18 protein-coding genes are annotated in these 21,487 nt (G+C 44.3%); 12 read left to right on the top strand and 6 right to left on the bottom strand.

The window, feature by feature from the left end:
* Positions 1–15: 15 nt before the first annotated feature.
* A complete protein-coding gene (locus tag R8N47_RS08285; protein ID WP_005388179.1) occupies positions 16–510 on the bottom strand; it encodes a tripartite tricarboxylate transporter TctB family protein in 495 nt (164 codons plus the stop codon).
* 238 nt (positions 511–748) lie between these two features.
* Entirely contained in the window at positions 749–1,720 is a 972-nt protein-coding gene (locus tag R8N47_RS08280; RefSeq protein WP_005388181.1) for a tripartite tricarboxylate transporter substrate binding protein, read from the bottom strand.
* 265 nt (positions 1,721–1,985) lie between these two features.
* Between R8N47_RS08280 and R8N47_RS08275 the strand changes: the two genes are divergently transcribed.
* From R8N47_RS08275 to R8N47_RS08230, 10 genes are all read left to right on the top strand, one after another.
* Positions 1,986–2,384, top strand: a complete 399-nt coding sequence (locus tag R8N47_RS08275; protein ID WP_017633774.1) for a GFA family protein — start codon at positions 1,986–1,988, stop codon at positions 2,382–2,384.
* Between the two features lie 264 nt (positions 2,385–2,648).
* Entirely contained in the window at positions 2,649–3,362 is a 714-nt protein-coding gene (locus R8N47_RS08270; RefSeq protein WP_042523755.1) for a GntR family transcriptional regulator, read from the top strand.
* Positions 3,363–3,374: 12 nt separating this feature from the next.
* Positions 3,375–4,271, top strand: a complete 897-nt coding sequence (gene prpB, locus R8N47_RS08265; protein WP_005388185.1) for a methylisocitrate lyase — start codon at positions 3,375–3,377, stop codon at positions 4,269–4,271.
* A gap of 132 nt (positions 4,272–4,403) precedes the next feature.
* Positions 4,404–5,546, top strand: coding sequence for a 2-methylcitrate synthase (prpC, locus tag R8N47_RS08260; protein WP_005377283.1), 1,143 nt, complete (start codon positions 4,404–4,406; stop codon positions 5,544–5,546).
* Between the two features lie 156 nt (positions 5,547–5,702).
* Positions 5,703–8,294: a Fe/S-dependent 2-methylisocitrate dehydratase AcnD gene (acnD, locus tag R8N47_RS08255; RefSeq protein ID WP_064353968.1), complete on the top strand. Its 2,592-nt coding sequence runs from the start codon at positions 5,703–5,705 to the stop codon at positions 8,292–8,294.
* Between the two features lie 9 nt (positions 8,295–8,303).
* Positions 8,304–9,500, top strand: a complete 1,197-nt coding sequence (gene prpF / locus R8N47_RS08250; protein WP_213913894.1) for a 2-methylaconitate cis-trans isomerase PrpF — start codon at positions 8,304–8,306, stop codon at positions 9,498–9,500.
* A gap of 77 nt (positions 9,501–9,577) precedes the next feature.
* Complete coding sequence (locus R8N47_RS08245) at positions 9,578–11,455, top strand: propionyl-CoA synthetase (RefSeq protein WP_054866169.1); 1,878 nt, start codon at positions 9,578–9,580, stop codon at positions 11,453–11,455.
* Between the two features lie 189 nt (positions 11,456–11,644).
* Positions 11,645–12,124: a GNAT family N-acetyltransferase gene (locus R8N47_RS08240; RefSeq protein WP_005377290.1), complete on the top strand. Its 480-nt coding sequence runs from the start codon at positions 11,645–11,647 to the stop codon at positions 12,122–12,124.
* A gap of 191 nt (positions 12,125–12,315) precedes the next feature.
* On the top strand, positions 12,316–13,647 hold the full coding sequence (locus R8N47_RS08235) for a trypsin-like serine protease (RefSeq protein ID WP_017633778.1): 1,332 nt from the start codon (positions 12,316–12,318) through the stop codon (positions 13,645–13,647).
* A gap of 385 nt (positions 13,648–14,032) precedes the next feature.
* The gene (locus R8N47_RS08230) at positions 14,033–15,478 is read left to right on the top strand and encodes a bifunctional NUDIX hydrolase/phosphatase PAP2 family protein (RefSeq protein WP_213913891.1); all 1,446 of its coding nucleotides are present in this window, start codon (positions 14,033–14,035) and stop codon (positions 15,476–15,478) included.
* Between the two features lie 160 nt (positions 15,479–15,638).
* On the opposite strand, the gene R8N47_RS08225 is transcribed toward R8N47_RS08230, so the two are convergent.
* Entirely contained in the window at positions 15,639–16,448 is an 810-nt protein-coding gene (locus tag R8N47_RS08225; RefSeq protein ID WP_064353965.1) for a Cof-type HAD-IIB family hydrolase, read from the bottom strand.
* A gap of 216 nt (positions 16,449–16,664) precedes the next feature.
* Here R8N47_RS08225 and queE point away from each other — a divergent pair, with 216 nt between their 5' ends.
* Positions 16,665–17,315 (top strand): 7-carboxy-7-deazaguanine synthase QueE, encoded by a 651-nt coding sequence (gene queE, locus R8N47_RS08220; RefSeq protein ID WP_005377296.1) that lies wholly within the window; start codon positions 16,665–16,667, stop codon positions 17,313–17,315.
* Between the two features lie 310 nt (positions 17,316–17,625).
* Here the strand turns inward: queE and queC are convergent, their stop codons facing one another.
* The 3 genes from queC to eamB all read right to left on the bottom strand — a co-directional run bounded on the left by queC (position 17,626) and on the right by eamB (position 19,584).
* A complete protein-coding gene (gene queC, locus R8N47_RS08215; protein ID WP_005377298.1) occupies positions 17,626–18,282 on the bottom strand; it encodes a 7-cyano-7-deazaguanine synthase QueC in 657 nt (218 codons plus the stop codon).
* A gap of 67 nt (positions 18,283–18,349) precedes the next feature.
* Complete coding sequence (locus R8N47_RS08210) at positions 18,350–18,691, bottom strand: helix-turn-helix domain-containing protein (protein ID WP_005377299.1); 342 nt, start codon at positions 18,689–18,691, stop codon at positions 18,350–18,352.
* Between the two features lie 308 nt (positions 18,692–18,999).
* Positions 19,000–19,584 (bottom strand): cysteine/O-acetylserine transporter, encoded by a 585-nt coding sequence (eamB, locus tag R8N47_RS08205; RefSeq protein WP_005388201.1) that lies wholly within the window; start codon positions 19,582–19,584, stop codon positions 19,000–19,002.
* Between the two features lie 112 nt (positions 19,585–19,696).
* On the opposite strand from eamB, the gene R8N47_RS08200 reads away from it, so the two are divergent.
* Positions 19,697–20,596 (top strand): LysR family transcriptional regulator, encoded by a 900-nt coding sequence (locus R8N47_RS08200; RefSeq protein ID WP_064353964.1) that lies wholly within the window; start codon positions 19,697–19,699, stop codon positions 20,594–20,596.
* Positions 20,597–21,487: the final 891 nt, after the last annotated feature.

Here is a 21,487-nt window from a genome sequence, read left to right as displayed (position 1 = left end):
CAGTCCTTTCTTTGACTACCAGATGGTGAAAATCAAACCCGGTTCGAGATAGATGTCCAAACCTTGAGTGAGTAATAAGTAGAACGCGATCACGAATGGAAACGACGCGCCAAACAGAACGGGTTTACGTCTTTCCCCGAGCAGATAAAAGCCAGCCAATAAAAAGAAGCCAGTAGCTATCACAAAACCTAGATAAGTCAGGCCCACGCCGTAGAGCGCCATTAAAATTAAAAAGGCAATCAGTAACTTCCAATTGAAGGTCAGCACTGCGCCACTTTGTTTATCTGGTTGTCCTGTCACCAGCAATAGCAAAGAAAGGCCGACACCAACGTAAGTCAGGATGGTTGGCAGAGTACGTGCGGTGAATGGTTCATACTCATCACCTGGAAACAATGGAATTTGTGAGGTTTGATAACCGTAGCAAAGACAGAAAAGTAGAAAGATCATTGCGCCGACGCGGTCACGACAGAGCAAATACTCTTTGGTGAAAAAGTTGGTTGAACGAGGCATATTCAACTCCTAACAAAAGTAAAAAAGACCGCATATGGACGTCAATGAATAAACTAAACCATTAACAATTAAGCATTTCGCTGCTAGTCGAGCCGCTTTGGGTATATAAACAAAGGAGTGTGCATGTCGATTGTCGACAATGTCCATATGCGGTGAAACTTAGAGTACAAATACAATGGGGAAATACCAACCTACGTTATTCATTGAGGTTGGTATCTGAGGGACCCCAATTCGATTGTTACTTCAGGAAGCCTAACTCGCGCATTAAGTCACCCATCTGTTGCTCTTGATCTTCAAGAAACGCGAAGAATGCTTTATCCGCTTTATAGTTGTCGATCCAACCATTGCGGTCTCGAACGACTTGCCATTCGTCGGTGTTATACATTTTAGTAAATGCGGCATTCCATTCATCTAGCTTTTCTTGGCTTGTGCCTGGTGCTGCAAAGAATCCACGCCAGTTAGCAAAGACAGTTTCATTACCATATTCGGTGAGAGTTGGAATGTTAGGCGCAGCTTCTAAACGTTTTGGTGCTGTAATCGCTAACACTTTCACTTGCCCAGACTTAGACATTTCGAGTACTTCACCTAACCCTGTAGAGAGCAGTTGTGTTTCGCCTGAAAGTAGGGCAGCCATGGCTTTTCCACCTGCATCATAGGCAATGTAACGAACTTTACGCGCATCAAAACCTTCACCTTTGAAAGCTGCTGCTATAACCAAATGATCCATAGAACCACGAGCAGAGCCACCAGCAACCTTCACCTTACGTGGGTTTTCTTTAAAAGCTTTAACGACATCTTCCCAAGAGCTATAAGGAGAATCGGCTGATGTAACAATGGCGCCATAATCGGCAACCGTTGCGGCAACAGGAGTCAAGTCGCGGAAAGATTGTGGGAAGATCCCACTGAGCGAGCGAACGACGATCGGTGTTGAGTTCACCATGAGTGTATCTTCTTGACGATCAGCCGTTTCAATCAAATGTGCGATTGCTTTGCCACCGCCACCACCAGATAGGTTTTGAAATGATACGGTTTCAACGATGTCCGACTTTATTAATACATCACCAGTACCTCGGGCGGTCATGTCCCAACCGCCACCGGCACCTCCAGGGATAAGAAAGTGCATTTTTTCAATATCTGCAGCAAGAGCGTTGAATGAAAATGAAGCTGCGATGATTGAAGCGGCGAGCGTTGGTTTGAGTACCTTTAACATGTTCACGTTCCTTATGTTAGCGACTCTATTTAGTTGAGCCTTATTGTTTTTGCTCAGTTGTCATGCCTTGTAAGCGTTAAAGCTGAACTTGGTGTAAAGGTTAATTAAGTGTTAAATATCTGTCTGTAAAAGAGATATAAAGAGAATATTGAGCATTTCGGTTATTTTGTTCATAAAGTTCACGGCGAGAAGTTGGTGTTAGGTCACGCGGCTTTACGCTTTGGTAGGCCATAATAAAATGACGGAAATGAACGAGGAAAAGAGAATGAAAGGGACGTGTTTGTGCGGCGCAATTGAAGTCATCGCTGAGGTTAAAAATGAGGTTAGCCTGTGCCATTGCTCTATGTGTCGAAAATGGTCGAGTGGCGCACTTCATGCGGTGCATTGTGGGCCTAACGTGACGTTTAAAGGTGGCGAACCTAAACGTTATCAGTCGTCAGACTGGGGAGTGAGGGGGTTTTGCGGTGAGTGTGGCACAAACCTTTTCTACCATTTGTTGCCGACAGGTGAGTACATTCTTTCCGCTGGTTTGTTCGATAACCCAGATTTCAAACTCACTTTAGAGATTTTTACCGATGAAAAGCCAGCTTATTATGACCTCAATTCCGCTTCACAAAAGATGACTTCGCAACAAGTCTTTGATCAATTTGTACCTAAAGAATAGTTTTTTATCCGATTATTGTTCGACAGCTGAGCTTTTAGTTTTTAGATCATAAGCTTAAAGGTTTATAAGTTGTCGACAATATGAACTCACCATTCTTTATTTCTGCTAAAAAAGGCACTTAATGGGCATTTTAGGCCCATTTAAATTACGACCTTAGTCTAAATTGTCGACAATTTACTTGATTGTCGACACTTTGATCGACTACTTTATATTCAGGTTAAGAAATTGTAGACATTTCGATGTCGGTAACAAGAGTATCTGAATATGAACTCTGAGTTGAAAGCTCGTTGTAAAGTGCTGGGTTCTGAGAAAGAACACACCAAATCCGAAACGCTGACCGAAACACTGATTGAAGTCATTGTTAATGGCGATGTGAAGCCTGGCCATAAGATATCAGAGCCTGAGCTAGCAAAGAAATATCAAGTCAGTCGTGGGCCTTTGCGTGAAGCATTGATGCGCTTAGAGGGGCTAGGGCTCATCGAGCGAATTCCTCATGTTGGGGCCAGAGTGACCACTTTTTCTCCGGAAAAGCTGATAGAACTTTATGCCGTTCGAGAAGCATTGGAAGGCATGGCAGCAAGGTTAGCTGCGCGACACATTACGCAAGAAGAGCTCTTAAGCTTGGAAATGCTATTGTCGACACATTCCAAGCATATAGACCAAATGGAAGGCGCGTCTTACTTCCATCAACATGGTGACTTTGATTTTCACTATCGCATCATCCAAGCGAGCAGAAACAGTAAGTTAATATCTCTGCTGTGTGATGAACTCTATCACTTATTACGGATGTATCGTTACCAGTCGCCACGTGCGCAATCTCGCCCGAATGAGGCGCTCACCGAACACAAATTCATTTTGGAAGCCATTCGCAATCGCGATGAAGAGCTTGCAGAAATGTTGATGAGAAGACACATATCAGGAAGTCGAAAGCTCATCCAATCTCAAATTATACATACAGAAAGTTTAGACAAAGACTAGAAGGAATTCGTCATGAGCTTAACACCGGGAGCGAAATTCAGACTCGCCATTGAACAAAATAATCCACTACAAATTGTCGGCACTATAAACCCGTATTGCGCCATGATGGCAAAAAACTTGGGTCACCAAGCGATTTACTTGTCTGGTGGCGGTATCGCAAATGCGTCATACGGATTGCCGGATCTCGGTATCACAACATTAAACGACGTTTTGGTTGATGTTGACCGCATCACTAACGCATGTGATTTGCCTCTTTTGGTTGATATCGACACGGGTTTTGGCGGTGCATTTAACATTGCTCGCACGATCAAAGCGATGGAAAAAGCAGGCGCGGCAGCGGTGCACATGGAAGACCAAGTCGCACAGAAACGTTGTGGTCATCGTCCGAACAAAGCAATAGTCAGCCAGCAAGAGATGGTTGATCGTGTAAAAGCCGCGGTTGATGCACGCAATGATGAAAGTTTCGTGATTATGGCTCGTACTGACGCGTTAGCTGTTGAAGGCATGGACAGCGCAATCGAGCGCGCGATTGCGTGTGTGGAAGCTGGCGCAGACATGATCTTCCCCGAAGCGATGAACAAGCTGGACCAGTACCTTCAGTTCTCAAATGCGCTTGAGCAAGCGACCGGAAAGCACGTTCCTATTCTGGCCAACATTACCGAGTTCGGCGCAACGCCACTGTACGGCTGCGATGAGCTTGCAAAAGCGAAAGTCGATATGGTGCTTTACCCATTAAGTGCGTTCCGTGCCATGAACAAAGCTGCTGAAACGGTCTACAAACATTTGCTAGAAGTGGGTAATCAGGAAGCACTGGTTGATTCGATGCAAACACGTAAAGAGTTGTATCAGCACCTGAATTACCACGACTACGAAGACAAACTTGACCAGTTATTCTCTGAAGGGAAATAGCGGGGGAAAAGCAAAAATAGACGGAAGCCCAAGAAAAAGATAATCGGAATTTATCTCATCTAATAACGTGAAATTCGTTTGGCTAAAAACACCCCAGAGAGGGAAAAGTCAGACAGAAAAGGAGTTCAAACAATGTCTCAAACTGCAGAAAAGAAAGCAGAATTAGGTGGCGCAGGCCTTCGTGGTCAAAGCGCAGGAAGCACAGCTTTATGTACTGTCGGAAAAACGGGAACTGGTTTAACTTATCGTGGATACGATATTACTGATCTTGCGAACAACGCACAGTTTGAAGAAGTGGCTCACCTTCTGTTACGCGGTCACTTGCCGAATCAACAAGAACTTGATGCGTACAAGACACATCTACTCAGCCTTAGAGGTTTGCCAGCCGAGCTAAAACAAGCTTTAGAGTTGATTCCTGCAAGCGCACACCCAATGGACGTAATGCGCACGGGTTGTTCTGTATTGGGTAACCTAGAGCAGGAAATGAGCTTCGAGGAGCAACTGAAAGCAACCGAACGTATGCTTGCCTTGTTCCCTGCCATCATCTGTTACTGGTACCGCTTTAGTCATGATGGCGTGCGTATCAACACCGAGGATCAGACTGAAGATTGCATCGGTGGTTACTTCTTACGATTACTTACAGACAAAGCGCCATCTGCGCTGCACAAACAAGTGATGCATTGCTCGCTCATTCTTTATGCTGAACATGAGTTTAATGCTTCTACATTCGCAGCACGCGTTTGTGCATCAACGTTGTCAGACATTCATTCTTGTATCACGGCAGCAATCGGTACGCTTCGTGGACCACTTCACGGCGGTGCGAACGAAGCGGCGATGGAAATGATTGAAGATTGGCAAACGCCCGACGAGGCGGAAGCGAACATCATGAAAATGCTAGCCAATAAAGACAAGATCATGGGCTTCGGTCATGCGATTTATCGTGAAAGTGACCCTCGCAACGCCTTAATAAAACGATGGTCCAAAGAGCTATCGAAACAAGTTGGTGATACTCATCTATATGCGGTTTCTGAGCGTGTTGAATCAGTGATGAAGCGAGAGAAAGGTCTGTTCTGTAATGCGGACTTCTTCCATGCATCGGCTTACCACTTCATGGATATTCCAACCAAACTATTTACCCCAATCTTTGTGATGAGCCGTTTAACGGGCTGGGCTGCACACGTTTATGAACAGCGTGCCAATAACCGTATTATTCGCCCAAGTGCCGATTATACGGGCCCAGATCATCAAGAATGGGTGCCTATCGAGAATCGCTAGCGCGAAGGTCAACGAGGGCATTATATGCTTTGGTTGACCACCTCCTTCCTTTGTCATTCTCTCTAACAGAGGAAGGAGAACCTCTCATCACTGTGTTTCTGGAGCAATGGAAAACCTTGATGAAGGCAAGATGTAAAGACTGAATGGAAGCAAACCATGAACACAAATATTAATACCCAATATCGTAAGCCGCTTCCGGGAACTCAACTGGATTATTTTGATGCACGCGAAGCCGTCAATGCCATTTCTCCTGGAGCCTATGAAACACTCCCTTATACCTCTCGCGTGCTAGCTGAGCAGCTGGTCCGCCGCTGTGACCCGAACACATTGACAGATAGCCTGAAACAGTTAATAGAACGCAAACGCGATCTTGATTTTCCTTGGTATCCAGCACGCGTTGTTTGTCATGACATTCTTGGTCAGACCGCTCTAGTCGATTTAGCGGGTCTGCGCGATGCCATTTCAGATCAGGGCGGCGATCCTGCAAAAGTGAACCCAGTGGTTGAGACACAATTGATCGTTGACCACTCTTTAGCGGTTGAACATGCGGGCTTTGATCCTGATGCCTTCGACAAAAACCGCGCGATTGAAGAGCGCCGTAATGAAGACCGATTCCACTTTATCGAGTGGTGCAAAACAGCGTTTGAAAACGTCAGCGTGATTCCAGCTGGGAATGGCATCATGCACCAAATCAACTTGGAAAAAATGTCTCCTGTGGTACAAGCAAAGCAGGGCATTGCCTACCCAGACACCTGTGTGGGTACGGACAGTCACACACCTCACGTAGACGCTCTTGGTGTTATTGCGATAGGTGTCGGTGGTCTGGAAGCAGAAACCGTCATGCTTGGCCGACCATCAATGATGCGTCTACCAGATATTGTCGGTGTCAAACTGACGGGTAAACGTCAACCGGGCATTACCGCAACGGATATTGTCCTCGCGATTACTGAGTTTCTGCGTAATGAGCGTGTGGTATCTTCATATCTTGAATTCTTTGGAGAAGGCGCACGTGATCTAACGATCGGAGACCGCGCAACGATTTCAAACATGACACCAGAATACGGCGCAACAGCTGGCATGTTTTATATTGATGAGCAGACCATCAATTACTTGAAACTAACTGGTCGAGATGAAGAACAAGTTGCTCTAGTAGAAAATTACGCAAAACAAACCGGTCTTTGGGCAGACGATCTTGATAGCGCCGTTTACGAGCGCGTACTTGAGTTCGATTTATCATCAGTTAGCCGTAACTTGGCTGGTCCGTCAAACCCTCATCGTCGTTTACCAACTTCTGAGTTGGCACAGCGCGGTATTTCTGGAGCGTGGGAAGAGAAAGAAGGCGAGTTGCCAGATGGTGCAGTGATCATCGCTGCTATTACCTCATGTACGAATACCAGTAACCCAAGAAACGTGGTTGCTGCTGGCCTTGTGGCGAAGAAAGCCAACGAACTTGGTCTTGTACGTAAACCGTGGGTGAAATCGTCTTTTGCTCCGGGTTCTAAAGTTGCACGCTTGTATCTGGAAGAAGCGGGCTTATTACCAGAGCTAGAGAAGCTTGGCTTTGGCATTGTTGGTTACGCATGTACAACTTGTAACGGTATGAGTGGTGCGCTGGATCCAAAAATCCAACAAGAGATCATCGACCGTGATTTATATGCGACAGCGGTGCTTTCTGGTAACCGTAACTTTGATGGTCGAATCCATCCGTACGCCAAACAAGCTTTTTTGGCTTCACCACCATTGGTTGTCGCTTATGCGCTAGCGGGTACGATTCGTTTTGATATCGAGCGCGATGCATTGGGCACGGACCAAAACGGCAAACCAATTTATCTCAATGATTTGTGGCCAAGCGATGAAGAGATCGATGCAGTTGTCGGTACTCATGTTAAACCTGAGCAGTTTAAGCAAGTTTACATTCAGATGTTTAAGCTGAATGATCAAGAGCAAAACCCCAACCCGCTGTACGACTGGCGTCCGATGAGTACCTATATCCGCCGACCACCGTACTGGGAAGGTGCGCTAGCGGGAGAAAGAACATTGTCTGGTATGCGTCCATTGGCGATTCTGGGCGACAACATCACCACTGATCACTTATCACCATCCAACGCGATTCTTGGAAACAGCGCAGCAGGTGAATACTTAGCGAAAATGGGTGTGCCAGAAGAAGATTTCAACTCTTACGCGACTCACCGTGGTGACCACTTAACGGCGCAACGCGCGACCTTCGCTAACCCAAAGTTGTTCAATGAAATGGTGAAGGAAAACGGCGAAGTCGTGCAGGGATCTCTGGCGCGTGTAGAGCCAGAAGGGCAGGTGGTTCGTATGTGGGAAGCGATTGAAACCTACATGAATCGTAAACAACCATTGATCGTGGTGGCTGGCGCGGATTACGGTCAGGGGTCATCCCGTGACTGGGCAGCAAAAGGCGTTCGACTGGCAGGCGTAGAAGCCATTGTTGCTGAAGGCTTTGAGCGTATTCACCGTACTAACTTGGTTGGCATGGGCGTACTACCACTGCAATTTAAGTCAGGCGTTAACCGCAATACGCTAGAGCTGGATGGTACGGAACTTTACGACGTGGTTGGAGAAATCAAGCCGGGCGCTGATTTAGCGCTGGTTATCACACGCAGCAACGGCGATAAAGTCGATGTTCCGGTTACTTGTCGCTTAGATACCGCTGACGAAGTTCACGTGTACAACGCGGGCGGTGTTCTGCAGCGTTTCGCGCAAGATTTCTTGGCACAATAAGGAGTGCGTATGTCAAATAATACTCCGAATCAAACAAGCCAAATAAAAGTGCCCGCGACGTACATGCGTGGCGGCACGAGTAAAGGTGTCTTTTTCAACCTAGAGGATTTACCTCAAGAAGCGCAATTGGCTGGAGCCGCACGTGACAAACTGTTGCTACGCGTTACTGGCAGCCCTGATCCGTACGCGAAGCAAATTGATGGCATGGGGGGCGCGACGTCAAGCACCAGTAAAACAGTGATTGTTTCGCGCAGCAGCAGAGCCGATCACGATGTTGACTACTTATTTGGCCAAGTGTCGATCGACAAACCATTCGTCGATTGGAGCGGTAACTGCGGCAACTTGTCTGCCGCTGTCGGTCCTTTCGCCATTCATGCTGGGCTGATTCCACAAGATCGCATTCCAGAAAATGGCATTGTGACGGTGCGTGTTTGGCAGGTGAACATCAGCAAAACCATCTTGATTCACGTGCCAATCGTCAATGGTTTTGTCCAGGAAACTGGAGAGTTTGAACTCGATGGTGTCACGTTTCCAGCGGCAGAGATTCAAGTGGATTTTGTTGATCCTTCCGATGGCGAAGGAAGTATGTTCCCAACGGGCAACTTAGTTGATGATTTGGTGGTGCCGGATGTGGGTACGTTCAACGCGACCTTTATTAACGCGGGCATACCAACCATTTTTATTGATGCTGAATCGATAGGATATCAGGGCACCGAGCTGCAAGACGATATCAACAACGATGACACAGCATTAGCGATGTTCGAATCCATCCGCGCATATGGCGCGTTAAAAATGGGCCTGATTTCTGATTTAGAAGAAGCTCAAACACGCCAACATACGCCGAAAATAGCGTTTGTTTCTAAACCGAAAAGTTACCTGTCTTCAAGTGGTAAAGCCGTTAATGAGTCGGATATTGATGTGCTCGTTCGCGCGCTGTCGATGGGCAAACTACATCATGCAATGATGGGAACAGCAGCCGTTGCTATTGCTTCTGCTGCGTGTGTGCCCGGAACGTTAGTGAATTTAGCCGCTGGTGGCGGTGAAAAAGAGTCCGTGACTTTTGGTCACCCGTCAGGAACGTTAAAAGTTGGGGCACAAGCGAAGCAAACTGAGCAGGGCTGGGTGGTGCAAAAAGCCATTATGAGCCGAAGTGCGAGAATACTGATGGAGGGATTTGTGCGTGTACCCTTCTATGTCTTCGATTAAAAGAGACGATCTTTGGATTAAAAGAGCGATCTTTGAGTAGAACGAGAGCAATGTCAGGACATACTGGAGGAAGCAATATGTCTTCATACGAAAAAGAATACTTATGGGCGAAGAATGAACCGGAGAGTTTTTGGCGCGCTCAAGCGGAGAATCTCGATTGGTTTGAATCTCCTAAAACTATCTTGAAATCTGATGAAAACGGCATAGAACGTTGGTTTCCAGATGGTGTAATGAATACATGCTGGTTAGCATTAGATTACCATTGCGAGCAAGGACGCGGTGATAATACTGCACTCATTTATGACTCGCCAGTGACAGGTCGTAAAGCCACGTACACCTATAGCGATCTACGTGACCAAGTAGCAAAAATTGCTGGCATGCTGTCTGCTCAAGGTGTTGAAAAAGGCGACCGAGTCGTTATTTATATGCCGATGATCCCAGAAGCCGCAATGGCGATGCTTGCCTGCGCGCGTTTGGGGGCGATTCATTCCGTAGTATTCGGTGGTTTTGCACCTAATGAGCTTGCTGTACGAATTGAAGATGCAGAGCCGAAAGTGATCATGACGGCGTCGTGCGGGATTGAGATCAACAAAGTCATTCCATACAAACCAATGGTAGACAAAGCCATTATGGACAGCCGTTGGAAGCCTGAGAAAGTGTTTGTTTTCCAACGTCCAGAGTGCGACGCTGAGCTAAACCAAGAAAGAGACTTAGATTGGCAGCGAGAGTACAAACAAGCGCTGCCACATGGTTGTGTTCCGGTGTTAGCAACCGATCCGCTCTACATACTTTATACATCGGGTACGACAGGTAAGCCGAAAGGCGTTGTGCGTGATAACGGTGGCCATGCTGTCGCGATGAAGTACTCCATGAGCGCAATCTATAACATTCCTCAAGATGGCGTCTTTTGGGCGGCATCTGATGTGGGCTGGGTAGTAGGGCACTCTTACATTGTTTATGCTCCACTGATTCACGGTTGCACTACTATCCTATTCGAAGGCAAGCCTGTTCGAACACCGGATCCTGGCGCATTTTGGCGAGTGTGTGATGAATATAAAGTAGATGCGTTGTTCTCTGCACCAACGGCGTTTCGTGCGATTAAGAAAGAGGACCCGGAAGGTGAGCACTTAAAACAGTACGACTTGTCGAATCTGAAAACCATCTTTATGGCGGGAGAACGCCTTGACCCTCCGACACTGGAGTGGGTTCAGAGCAAAGCGGACAAGCCCGTTATTGACCACTGGTGGCAAACCGAGACGGGCTGGGCCATCGCGGGCAACCCGACAGGTGTCGAAATGATGCCAGTTAAAGCTGGTTCTTCGACGAAGCCCATTCCGGGTTATCAGGTCGAGATTCTGAATGAACTTGGAGAGGCTGTCGGGCCTAACCAACAAGGCTTTGTCGCATTAAAACGTCCGCTACCACCAAGCTGTCTGCCAACGGTTTGGCGTAATCATGACCGTTTTGAAACTGGTTATCTTAGCCAGTTCCCAGGCTACTACGTGTCTGGTGATGGTGGCTATCTGGATGAAGACGGTTACCTGTTTATTATGGGACGTATTGATGACGTGATTAATGTCGCGGGACACCGATTGTCGACAGGTGAAATGGAAGAAATAGTAGGAGGCCACCCAGCGATTGCAGAATGTGCGGTGGTCGGTATCCACGATGATCTAAAAGGTCAGCTTCCACTTGGTTTTGTTGTACTGAAAGACGGCGTCAAAGTGGATGAGCTAGACCTTGAAGGTGAGCTTGTTGGCAAAGTGCGTAGTGAGATAGGTGCAGTTGCTTGCTTCAAGCATGCGTTGGTTGTAGACCGTTTACCGAAAACACGTTCAGGTAAAATTTTGCGTCGAACTATACGTCAAATAGCTGATGGTGAAAAATACACCGTTCCGTCAACGATTGATGACCCAAGTAGCTTGAACGAAATTGAGCGAGTGCTACGACGCTGAGAAAAACTCAATTCTAACTAACCCCTGATCCTCGAACTCTGTAGGTTGGTTCTGCCTCTGTACGTTTATTAAGTACAGGGGCTTTTTTGTTGCTCAAACAGTACAAACGTATCGTGAAAGCATTTGTGACTTGCCAATACGACGTTTTCCTCACAAACTACAGCCATTCCATTTTTAGTGACCCTTTGTATGACCACGTTTGCGATTAAACCTGCGTGTTTTAGCGACCTAGAGTTGCTCAACGATCTTATGTTCGAGCTTCATGATGAGCATCATCTTCAATCTCCTGAGCTTTTCAAAACGGCAGAGGAGATAGAACAAGAAAAAAGCATTGCTCGATATATTGATGACCCTGAGTGCCTTGTTTACGTAGCAAAACAAGGAGATGAAATTATTGGCTTTATTTCTGGTCACTTCTGTGAACTTATTTCTACCGTCAGCCAGCCAGTTATGATGGGAAGCGTGGATGAGCTCTATGTGCTGCCTGAATATCGAAAACAAGGTACGGCGCAGGCTTTGATTAATAAAATTGAGTCAACGTTCTCTGATTACGGTGCAAAACAGATGTTTGTTGAAGTATGGCATTTTAACCAGGGCGCAATATCTTTGTATGAAAAACAAGGATTTGCACACCATATCCACTATTTAAGAAAACCGCTGAACGAATAATCGTATTTAACTTTAATATTGTGATTTAGGTTCATTCGAATTGAAATCATTCAGTTCGTCAATAGACTTTTCTCTATAAGTTGCTCGCAATGTTAATAAATTGATATGCGCCCACATTGGTATCGGCGTTTTTGTCTGCTTGTTTATTAGTAGCACGAGGATCGTGCTTACAAAAACAAGAGGACAATATTTTGAAACTAACAAAATCGTTACTTGCTTTAGCCGTTTTGCCAATGTTCGCAAGTGCTGATGATTTGTCACAGACGCAAAATCACACTATCCAACCCCAGATCGTAGGCGGAGTAACTGCCGACCCACGTGACTGGAAATTCTACACCCAAATTGTTAGTCGTTATGGTAACCGATCGTATTGTGGGGCCAGTTATATCGGGAATGGTTACGTCCTGACTGCTGCACATTGTGTTGAGGGTGATTCTCCGAGTCAGATTGCGGTTAAAATCGGTGGCGTTGTTTATAACGGTAGTGATGGTGTTCGTGCAAACGTCAGTGAGATCCATATGCACCCGGCATATCGCCGCGCGACGCTTTCTCATGACCTCGCGGTATTGAAGCTCGACTCTGTGCCTCAAGGTGTTTCTTCAGTTGAGATTGCGAATGGTAGTCTAACGCAATACGCGAGCATCGGAGATTGGCTTAGTGTTGCTGGCTTAGGGCGAACTTCTGAAGGAGGAAGCTCTCCGTCTCGATTGCAAGAGGTTGACGTCCCACTTGTGTCGGATATGACTTGCCGTCAAGCCGGTGGCAACTACACAACGGTTGGAGAAGTGTCATTTTGTGCGGGTATTCCTCAAGGTGGGATAGATTCTTGTCAGGGAGATAGTGGTGGTCCAATCGTTATTAATCGCAGTGGTGTAATTACTCAACTTGGTGTGGTTAGTTGGGGAATAGGTTGTGCTCGTCCTGGTATGTATGGGGTTTATAGCGATATCGCTGCTATGCGCAATTTCGTCGATGGTGTTATCGGAACAGCAACACCACCAAAAGAGAATGTTTCTGTTGGATACACCACCGAACAGACACTGGCATCATTTAATGTTGGGGAGTTACAGCAACATAGCTTTGTTATCCAGAATTCAGGGAGCACCACGTTCACTGTGGAAAATGTTCGCGCGTTTGCTTCGGGTGTTACTGATGCAGCTGTTATTGCCAATGATCAGTGCTCTCAGGCGACGTTAGCAATGAATGCAAGTTGTCGTGTTGATGTTGAATTTGGTGCTACTCAGAGCGGAGAAGCAAGAGTGGCTTTGAACTTCAACGTTGATAAGACCAGCACACAATACCAAGCGTTAGTATCCGCTCAAGCGAAAACGGTGACAACGCCTCCCACAGATAGCTGTACAACTGTATGGCAAGCCAGCTTAGTGTATCTCAAAGGAGATACGGTTACTTGGAATGGTAAAGTTTGGCAAGCGCAGTGGTGGACTCAAGGTGATAATCCAGCAGACTCAGGGCCTTGGGGTGTTTGGCAAAAAGTAGGCGATGCGAATTGCAAGTCTAACTAACGATCGGGCCAGTGAATTTGATTCGTTGACCATGAGATAAGATTCATTCTTGGTTTCAACGATCAGTACATAGTTATTATAACTGGGGTTTATTGTTTGCGAATAATAAGCCCTTTTTTATTGTGTCAACTATGAGAACCCACAAAATGTGTATGACTTTGTCCTGACGTTATCTTTATATAACTGGCAGAATTGCGATCAACATTTTATGTTTTGTCTGATCTTTGTCAGGTTTGCATTAAATTATTCTCCAGTGAGCGTTGAGATCGGGTTTTACGCGATCAACTCAGTTTGGCATAACTCGTTACTTAATTTTTGTCGAAAAAGATAAGATTAACTGCCATGATTCATTGGTTATCATTATGTTTATTTAAGGTCATATTTTGTGTTGAGACAGCTGTTATTACTCATCCTTTGTTTTATTTTGTTACCTGTTTCACCGATCTCTACGGCTAAAGCCACTGCGAGCGAAGTTAAAGGAGCGCTCTGTATTGTTCGCGCTGATGACAAGTTAGTGCTAGTTCATGAAGTATTAACGGATAAGATTTCTCTACCTGGCGGAACCATCATTGATGGTGAGTCTCCACAAGTTGCTGCTCAACGAGAAACGTGGGAAGAAACCGGTATAGTGGTTACGGTTGGAGAGGAGCTTGGCAGAACGGACACTGCGGTTTTTTACGACTGTATATCAGACTCTGACATTATCGCTTTTTCTATGAATAATTCTTTAGGTGGAAATGAACTGCCTATTTGGTTTGCCCCTCATTATGGAGTAGAAGTTGCGTCAGCGATGTTGCTTAGCCCATCTGAATTACCATCATCTTTATATCGTTATCCTGAGCAATGGCCACAAGCCACTCAGTTTTTTGATCAAGCTACCAAGCAATCAGTATCTTATGTGACTCAGTTGATCGAATCCGCGCCTTCATTTCGTCAGGTTGAATTGGCGTGGCTGATAGATTTACAGAGTTGGGTAGGGGCGTTGTCAGAAACGAGTTACGAGGTAGCTAGTCAGATCTCGAAACTGGTTATAGACCTGACAGAACCGACGGTACTACTCTTTCTATTTCCTTTTGCCATGATGCGCTTTGGTAGCCGGTTTGTGTACCGACTCTTTTTTGCAATTAGTGCAACGTCGCTTATGGTGCTTGTCGCTCAACAAGGCTTTTCGCTACCGCGCCCACATGTCTATATACCAATGATGGAGTTAACGCACAGCTTTGGCTTTAGTTTTCCTAGCTTGCCTATCGCTGTGTGGTTTTGTGTGCTGACGTTCTTGTTTCATAGAACCCAGTATTTTGGTTTGAATGGAACAACGGCAGTCTTCGTGTTCATCACTCTTACTGTGGTGTTAGGTAAGTTTTTCCTCGGCAGTGCCTTTATTTTAGATATGTTATTTGGCGCGCTGTTAGGTAGCTTGGTGGCTTGGCATGTTCTTCGACTGGAGACAAATCAAGATGTGAACGTTGATCAAATTCTAAGCTCAAAAGGCGTCTGGTTCATTATGACTGCGGCAACAGCGGTCATCTCCGTCATCTGGCCATTACCTGTGTTTGGTCGCTGGCTAGCAATTTTAATCACTGCATCAGCGTTGGTCATGACATTTAAAGAGTCGAAAGCACATTTAGATACTCGGCAGATGATCTTTGTAACGCTGGCATTGTTGCTTGTTGATCAACTCTATTTGTACTCGGCTAATATCGTATCGTTTAGCGGTTTGTGGTCATTAGTCTTGTCGACGTTACATTATCCATTATTAATGTTGTTATTTATGCTGCTTGCAAGGAAGCTGACTTGTGAAAACCAACCGAGCAAAACGTTGCTAGATTGATGGCTGTATTTGTTATCTATTAGTATTTAAGTAAAAACAAAGCCTTGCATTACAGCAAGGCTTTTACACGTTTAGTCCACGAACAACGCCGCTTGCCTATCTTGGACGGCTAGGGATGTTAAACGTAAGAAGCTTAACGCAACAGACATGGCGGAAAGGGCTATGCATTGAGCACGAACTTTTCTATAGCTTTAGCGACACCGTGCTCATCATTACTTGCCGTAATGTAGTCAGCGATTTGCTTGGTTTCTTCCATTGCATTTGCCATCGCGATACCAAGGCCAGCGTATTTCAGCATGTGGTGGTCATTTTCTGCGTCACCCATACAGATAACTTCTTCCGGTTTAATTCCCAGATACTCGGCAATTGCGGCAACACCAATACCTTTGTTGCTCGCAGGGTTAAGAAACTCAAGGAAAAACGGAGCGCTTTGAACAACCGTAAACGCTTCGCGCATTTCAGCTGGAAGTGCTGCTATAACTTCTGTTAGTTTGCTTGGCTCTGCAACCATCATAGCTTTGATGATTGGATGATCGTCTTCTAGTGATTCGAAGTTCATCTCGGTGACATTTAAGCCATTTATCTTTGTTTCAATATCGGTGTAAGGGTTGTGCTCGTTGGTGATTAAACCATGAACTTGACTAAAAGCATGGACGTACGCACCTAGCTCTTCGGCTTTTCGCGCCACCAATTTTGCAGCTTTACCATCTATGATTTGCTGGTGGATGATGTCGTTTGTGCCTACGTTCTTGACCATCGAACCGTTGTAGTAAAGAACAAAATCTCGATCGGAATGGATATTCAGTTCGTCGAGCTTGTCTTGCATTCCTTCTAATGGGCGACCAGAAGCGAGAACGACAGTAACGCCTGCTTCTCGAGCTTTTGCGATCGCTTGTTTGTTTTCTTCAGAAATGGCTTTATCACTATTGAGTAGCGTGCCATCCATATCTAGTGCGATCAGTTTATACATCATTTCTTACCTTAAAGTTTTTTGGGAGCTGTCAGTGAATAAGGCTTGGTTTAACGTTAACCAGAAACCTATATTCATTACGCTATGAAACTACAAAATGGTCTATTTTAACAATTAATTTTTGGTTTAAATTGACCTAGACACGCGTGTCCATTATGGTCTTCGCCTCGAAATGTTATGAGTTGAGTGAGTTCTGCGTTGTATAAGCTAAATGAGATGTTTGAAACCATCCAAGGGGAAGGGGTTTTTACTGGAGTCCCTGCTGTTTTTGTTCGGCTTCAAGAGTGTCCGGTTGGTTGCTCATGGTGCGATACCAAACAAACGTGGTATGCAGATGAGAATGATCAACGTCAAATAGGCGATATTCTGGTGAAAACGGAAGATTCTCCGACGTGGTGTGTTGCATCTGCCGAGAACATCGTAGAGCAATATCAACAGCAAGGCTTTAATGCTAAGCATATCGTGATTACTGGTGGAGAGCCTTGTATTTATGATCTGCGCCCTTTAACAAAGGCGTTTGAAGATATGGGGTGCCAATGCCAAATTGAAACCAGTGGCACATCAGAAGTGATTACTTCAGAAAATACGTGGGTGACAGTGTCACCAAAAGTAGCAATGAAAGGTAAATTACCAGTGCTTAATAGCGCATTAGAGCGGGCAAATGAGATTAAGCATCCAGTCGGCACCCAGAAAGACATCGACCACCTTGATGATCTTTTAGCAAATGCGAACGTAGCGGCTGAGACTATCATTGCACTACAACCAATTAGCCAGAAGCCTCGTGCTACGCAATTGTGTATTGATACGTGCATTGCCCGCAATTGGCGTTTGTCTGTTCAAACTCATAAATATTTGAGTATTGCTTAGACGAGAGACTCGTCATCATTCGAGGTAGCTTTTCTATCTAATTCCGGTTTCGCGAGTAATGCCGTTGGTAGCTTTGCTATCGAAACATTGTCGATATATCTAAACAATTTATAGCGTTGTAAAAGCTAAGCAGTGTTGGCTGTTGTGGTGTGGTGCTATCTTTGGTTCGACAATCGTTTCGCATTTAATTGATGCCACCAATCTGGCGGCATCAAAATGAAGCTCTGTTGGCTGGAGTTTCACGCTGAGATAAAACGTTTAGAAGCTAACGCAAAAGGTTTTATCCCAGCGCTATTACCGCTAACAAAGACTATTTGCTCGCTAAGTATTCTTCTAAGCCGCTTTGTCGCAGTAGGCACGCTGGGCATTCACCACAGCCTTTACCAACGATTCCGTTGTAACATGTTAAAGTATTGTTTTGAACAAATTCCAACATATTATGCTTATCAGCTAGAGCCCAGGTCTCGGCTTTAGTAAGCCACATTAAAGGAGTCTTAATATTGAAGGCTTTATCCATACCTAAATTGCAAGAGAGATTTAGAGAGCGAATAAAGTTGTCTCGGCAGTCAGGGTAACCACTAAAGTCTGTTTCGCAAACTCCCGTAATGATGTCTTGAATGCCAAGCTGGTAAGCATGGATACATGCGTAAGTAAGAAAGAGAATGTTTCTCCCTGGAACGAATGTATTGGGTACGTTAGCGTCGCTTAAGTCATTAGATACCGGAATGTTGTCTCTTGTCAGCGAGCTTATCGCTAACTCATTAATTGATTTTACATCCAGGACTTTGTGGCTTTTGATGTTAAGTTGCTTACCTAATTCGATAGCGATATCTATTTCATCTGAATGACGCTGGCCATAATCAAACGTTATAGCATGAACTTCATCATATGTATTTAATGCATCGATTAAGCAGGTCGTAGAGTCCTGCCCACCGGAAAAAACCACAAGTGCTTTTGTTGTAGCCATGTTGAACCCTTAGTTATGCTCTTTGATTCTTTGGTATTGATACGTATTCTTAGGCGTTTAATCCCAATTACGTACTCGACTTGTTCGTGACGATTGCGTCCGCAATCAACTGGGCTGTGCTCTCAAGCACTCTTTGCTTGTCATCATTTGACAGCTTGTGGAGATTCGCAGCAAGTTCAGCGGTGATTTCATCTTCACAAAAAAAATAGTTTAGAGGTACGTTTAGCTCATCTGCGATAAGTTTGAGCGTTTTTACGTCGGGAGTATGGCGCTCCCTTTCGTATTGATTCATCCTTGCACTTGCAGAACTATCATCCATGCCGATACGGATGCCCAGTGCTTTTTGGGATAGATTCGCTTGTTTACGCGCATGCTTAAGGCGGGCTGGGAGTGGATTATTAAACAACACTTAAAGTTCATACGAAGGACTTGGATGACTAAGATTATCTTAGTTTTTCTGATTTGTGTATACTAAGTAATACTTAGTTGTTACCAAGGTCGCCAAGGCCGTGTCTGTATAACTAAAAAAGATTTCGTCTCTTTAGGTTGATTAAGTGACGTTGAATCTACTTCTTCAAAAACTGCCGTATGAAGGAGCGGGAGGAGCGAGTAAGGGCACGAGAAACCGCAGCGATTTGTAGAGCAGAATTTGCTCTTCACATAAACGTAGTCGTCTAAGTTGAAGAGCAATATTGTTCTTGATGATCAACTATATACTTAAGTAAATAACTGTGTCGCACAATAGATCAGAGCTGCTGCTAAGCTCATATTGATGACTTTGCCATATCTCTGGAATTGCGATTGAAGTAGCTTTCCTGCAACGGCCCAGACTACGTTGCTAAGAAGTGCGATCAAAGCAAGAATGAGGCTAGTCGCTAAGATCCAGTAGATATTCTGAGTGTGGGGCAGTACGAACGTAGAAATAGAGGTAATTCCATAAAGAATGATTTTCACATTAACGAACTGCAAACCGAAACCTGTTAAGAAACTGATACCTTTAGAATTATCCGATGAAGTTTTGATCTCACTCGTAGCAAGCCCCCAAGCCAACCAAACAATATAAGCTGCTCCAATCCATGTTAGCCAAGGTGTAATCACGGGCAAGAGGCTGATCATGTTATACGTGAAAGCGCCACAAAGTAGCATCAAAACAACATAGCCACAAAACATCCCCGAAATCACTTTTGTTGAGCGTTTTAGTCCATATTGCGTCGCGATGCTGAGCGATAAAATGTTGTTTGGCCCTGGTGTAATTGAAGTAATGATTACGTAAGTAAAAAATGCGGTGTAGATGGCGGTCATCTCTATCTCTCCTGTTTTTACTGCACTATACTTCGCTACAATTGATTAAAAAATTGAATAAATTAAAACTTAGACTTTTAATTTATTGAACTGTTGGTTGTGGAGTCTAGTCATGAATCTAAAACGCTTTCTTACTTTTAAAGCTATTGTTGAAGAAGGATCGTTTCTAAAAGCGTCACAGAAGCTTTATTGCACGCAATCAACCGTCACCTTTCAAATCAAGCAGTTGGAACAAGATCTGTCTCTGCAGCTGTTCGAAAAAATAGGGCGTAAGATGGTTTTGACTCAAGCAGGAGAAAAGATACTGCCTTACGTCTATGAACTGTCGCGAGTGATGGAAAATATTGAGGGAACAGCACAGCAAGAAAACTCGGAGCCGACCGGTGAATTGAAAGTGCTGGTTGCTGAGACTCAACTTGCTTATAAGATGGCTAATGTTTTAAAAGAGTTCAGGATCAGAGCGCCCAATGTCAGACTCTCTCTGCAATCACAAAATTGCTATCAGATTCGAGATGAGTTGATAGCGGATAAAGCTGATTTAGGTGTGTTTTATCGAGTAGGTAATGACGATACGCTCAAGGTCCACGAGTTTGAGCAGGAGCCACTGGTATTGGTTGCTTCACCGCTTTTAAAAGGGCTAGATTTAAAGAAGAGAGAGCAACATATTGATTTAGGGTTTATAAGCAATGGCCCTAAGTGCCTTTTTCGACAGATGTTTGAGAGCATTATTCAGGAGCGTGATATTAGCATCGACAACATGATCGAACTTAGCAGTATTAATACGATCAAAAACTGCGTTGAGAGTAATATTGGTATCTCTTATTTACCTCGTTTTACGGTTGAAAAAGAGTTGCAAGAGGGCAGTTTACAAGAGCTTGAGTTCACCGAATTTTCACAGATGATCAAGCCACTCTGCGCTTATCATGCTGGGAAGTGTGTGACGCCGGCGATGGAAGTCTTTATTGATTGTATGCGTAAGGAGTATGAACGGTTTTCTACTCAGAGTCGGTGATCTTTAATATGTTCTATCTGACATAGTTTCGTTTTTACTCCTTTTTATTTTTTAAGTGGTTGATTCTAATTAATTGATTTTTGGTGTTTTATTTTACAGTCGACTAATTTTGGACGATAGATAAGATCTGATGTGAAGAGCTATTTATTGACAGAAAGAGATAAGATATAAAAACGACGGCGTGTGATAACTAGATTAGATAAGGTTACATAATTAACAGTGTAATAAATGCCATTCTTTATGGATTATTTTCAACGAGACTTAATTGTTACGGTTCGTTATTATTAACTCGTTAACGCATCCATTGCTAGGAAGTTAACTTACGCATATTGTTTTTTTCATCATTTGCAGCAAATTATATTTGCTGCTTTTTTTTAACCAAAAAAAAGTTCAAATCTTGAACTACAAGCTCTGAACTTTTGTTTATACTTAGTGGTTTTCTACTTTAATAAGTAAAACACCGTTTAAAAGTATCGCGTAACCTAGTAACTCTAAGCTTTCTTCGACCAAGTTTTTCACGTCTCTATTGTATGAGTTCCCCATGAACTCGACCCAAAAATCACCATACCCTGCAAAGCGTGAGAATAAGAAAACAATAAAAAAGCCAATCGTTAATGTCGTGAAGCTAGAATGAGAAATGAAAAGTTTTACCTCATTTTTTATGTTAACTATATTATTAAAACAAAAATAACAGACCGAGACTATTATAATCCAAGCAGGATACTTCCATGAACCGTGAGGGAAATACTGCTCTATGTGGTAGTCCATTTCTCTAACGAATATAACCATAAAAAATGAAGACATTATTACTAATATGTGTTTGAGTTCAAGATATTCCTTAGATTTATACAAACACATTAACGATGAAAAAAGCACAAATGCTATTTGATT

It is taken from the genome of Vibrio sp. 2132-1, assembly GCF_033344315.1.
Note: the sequence above shows the minus strand (reverse complement) of the source record. Positions and strands in the feature narration are given on the sequence as shown.

Excerpts from the sequence above, each read along its gene's own strand:
- R8N47_RS08285 (WP_005388179.1), bottom strand. The coding sequence starts at position 510 with ATGCCTCGTTCAACCAACTTTTTCACCAAAGAGTATTTGCTCTGTCGT.
- R8N47_RS08280 (WP_005388181.1), bottom strand. The coding sequence starts at position 1,720 with ATGTTAAAGGTACTCAAACCAACGCTCGCCGCTTCAATCATCGCAGCT.
- R8N47_RS08275 (WP_017633774.1), top strand. The coding sequence starts at position 1,986 with ATGAAAGGGACGTGTTTGTGCGGCGCAATTGAAGTCATCGCTGAGGTT.
- R8N47_RS08270 (WP_042523755.1), top strand. The coding sequence starts at position 2,649 with ATGAACTCTGAGTTGAAAGCTCGTTGTAAAGTGCTGGGTTCTGAGAAA.
- prpB (WP_005388185.1), top strand. The coding sequence starts at position 3,375 with ATGAGCTTAACACCGGGAGCGAAATTCAGACTCGCCATTGAACAAAAT.
- prpC (WP_005377283.1), top strand. The coding sequence starts at position 4,404 with ATGTCTCAAACTGCAGAAAAGAAAGCAGAATTAGGTGGCGCAGGCCTT.
- acnD (WP_064353968.1), top strand. The coding sequence starts at position 5,703 with ATGAACACAAATATTAATACCCAATATCGTAAGCCGCTTCCGGGAACT.
- prpF (WP_213913894.1), top strand. The coding sequence starts at position 8,304 with ATGTCAAATAATACTCCGAATCAAACAAGCCAAATAAAAGTGCCCGCG.
- R8N47_RS08245 (WP_054866169.1), top strand. The coding sequence starts at position 9,578 with ATGTCTTCATACGAAAAAGAATACTTATGGGCGAAGAATGAACCGGAG.
- R8N47_RS08240 (WP_005377290.1), top strand. The coding sequence starts at position 11,645 with ATGACCACGTTTGCGATTAAACCTGCGTGTTTTAGCGACCTAGAGTTG.
- R8N47_RS08225 (WP_064353965.1), bottom strand. The coding sequence starts at position 16,448 with ATGTATAAACTGATCGCACTAGATATGGATGGCACGCTACTCAATAGT.
- queE (WP_005377296.1), top strand. The coding sequence starts at position 16,665 with ATGTTTGAAACCATCCAAGGGGAAGGGGTTTTTACTGGAGTCCCTGCT.
- queC (WP_005377298.1), bottom strand. The coding sequence starts at position 18,282 with ATGGCTACAACAAAAGCACTTGTGGTTTTTTCCGGTGGGCAGGACTCT.
- eamB (WP_005388201.1), bottom strand. The coding sequence starts at position 19,584 with ATGACCGCCATCTACACCGCATTTTTTACTTACGTAATCATTACTTCA.
- R8N47_RS08200 (WP_064353964.1), top strand. The coding sequence starts at position 19,697 with ATGAATCTAAAACGCTTTCTTACTTTTAAAGCTATTGTTGAAGAAGGA.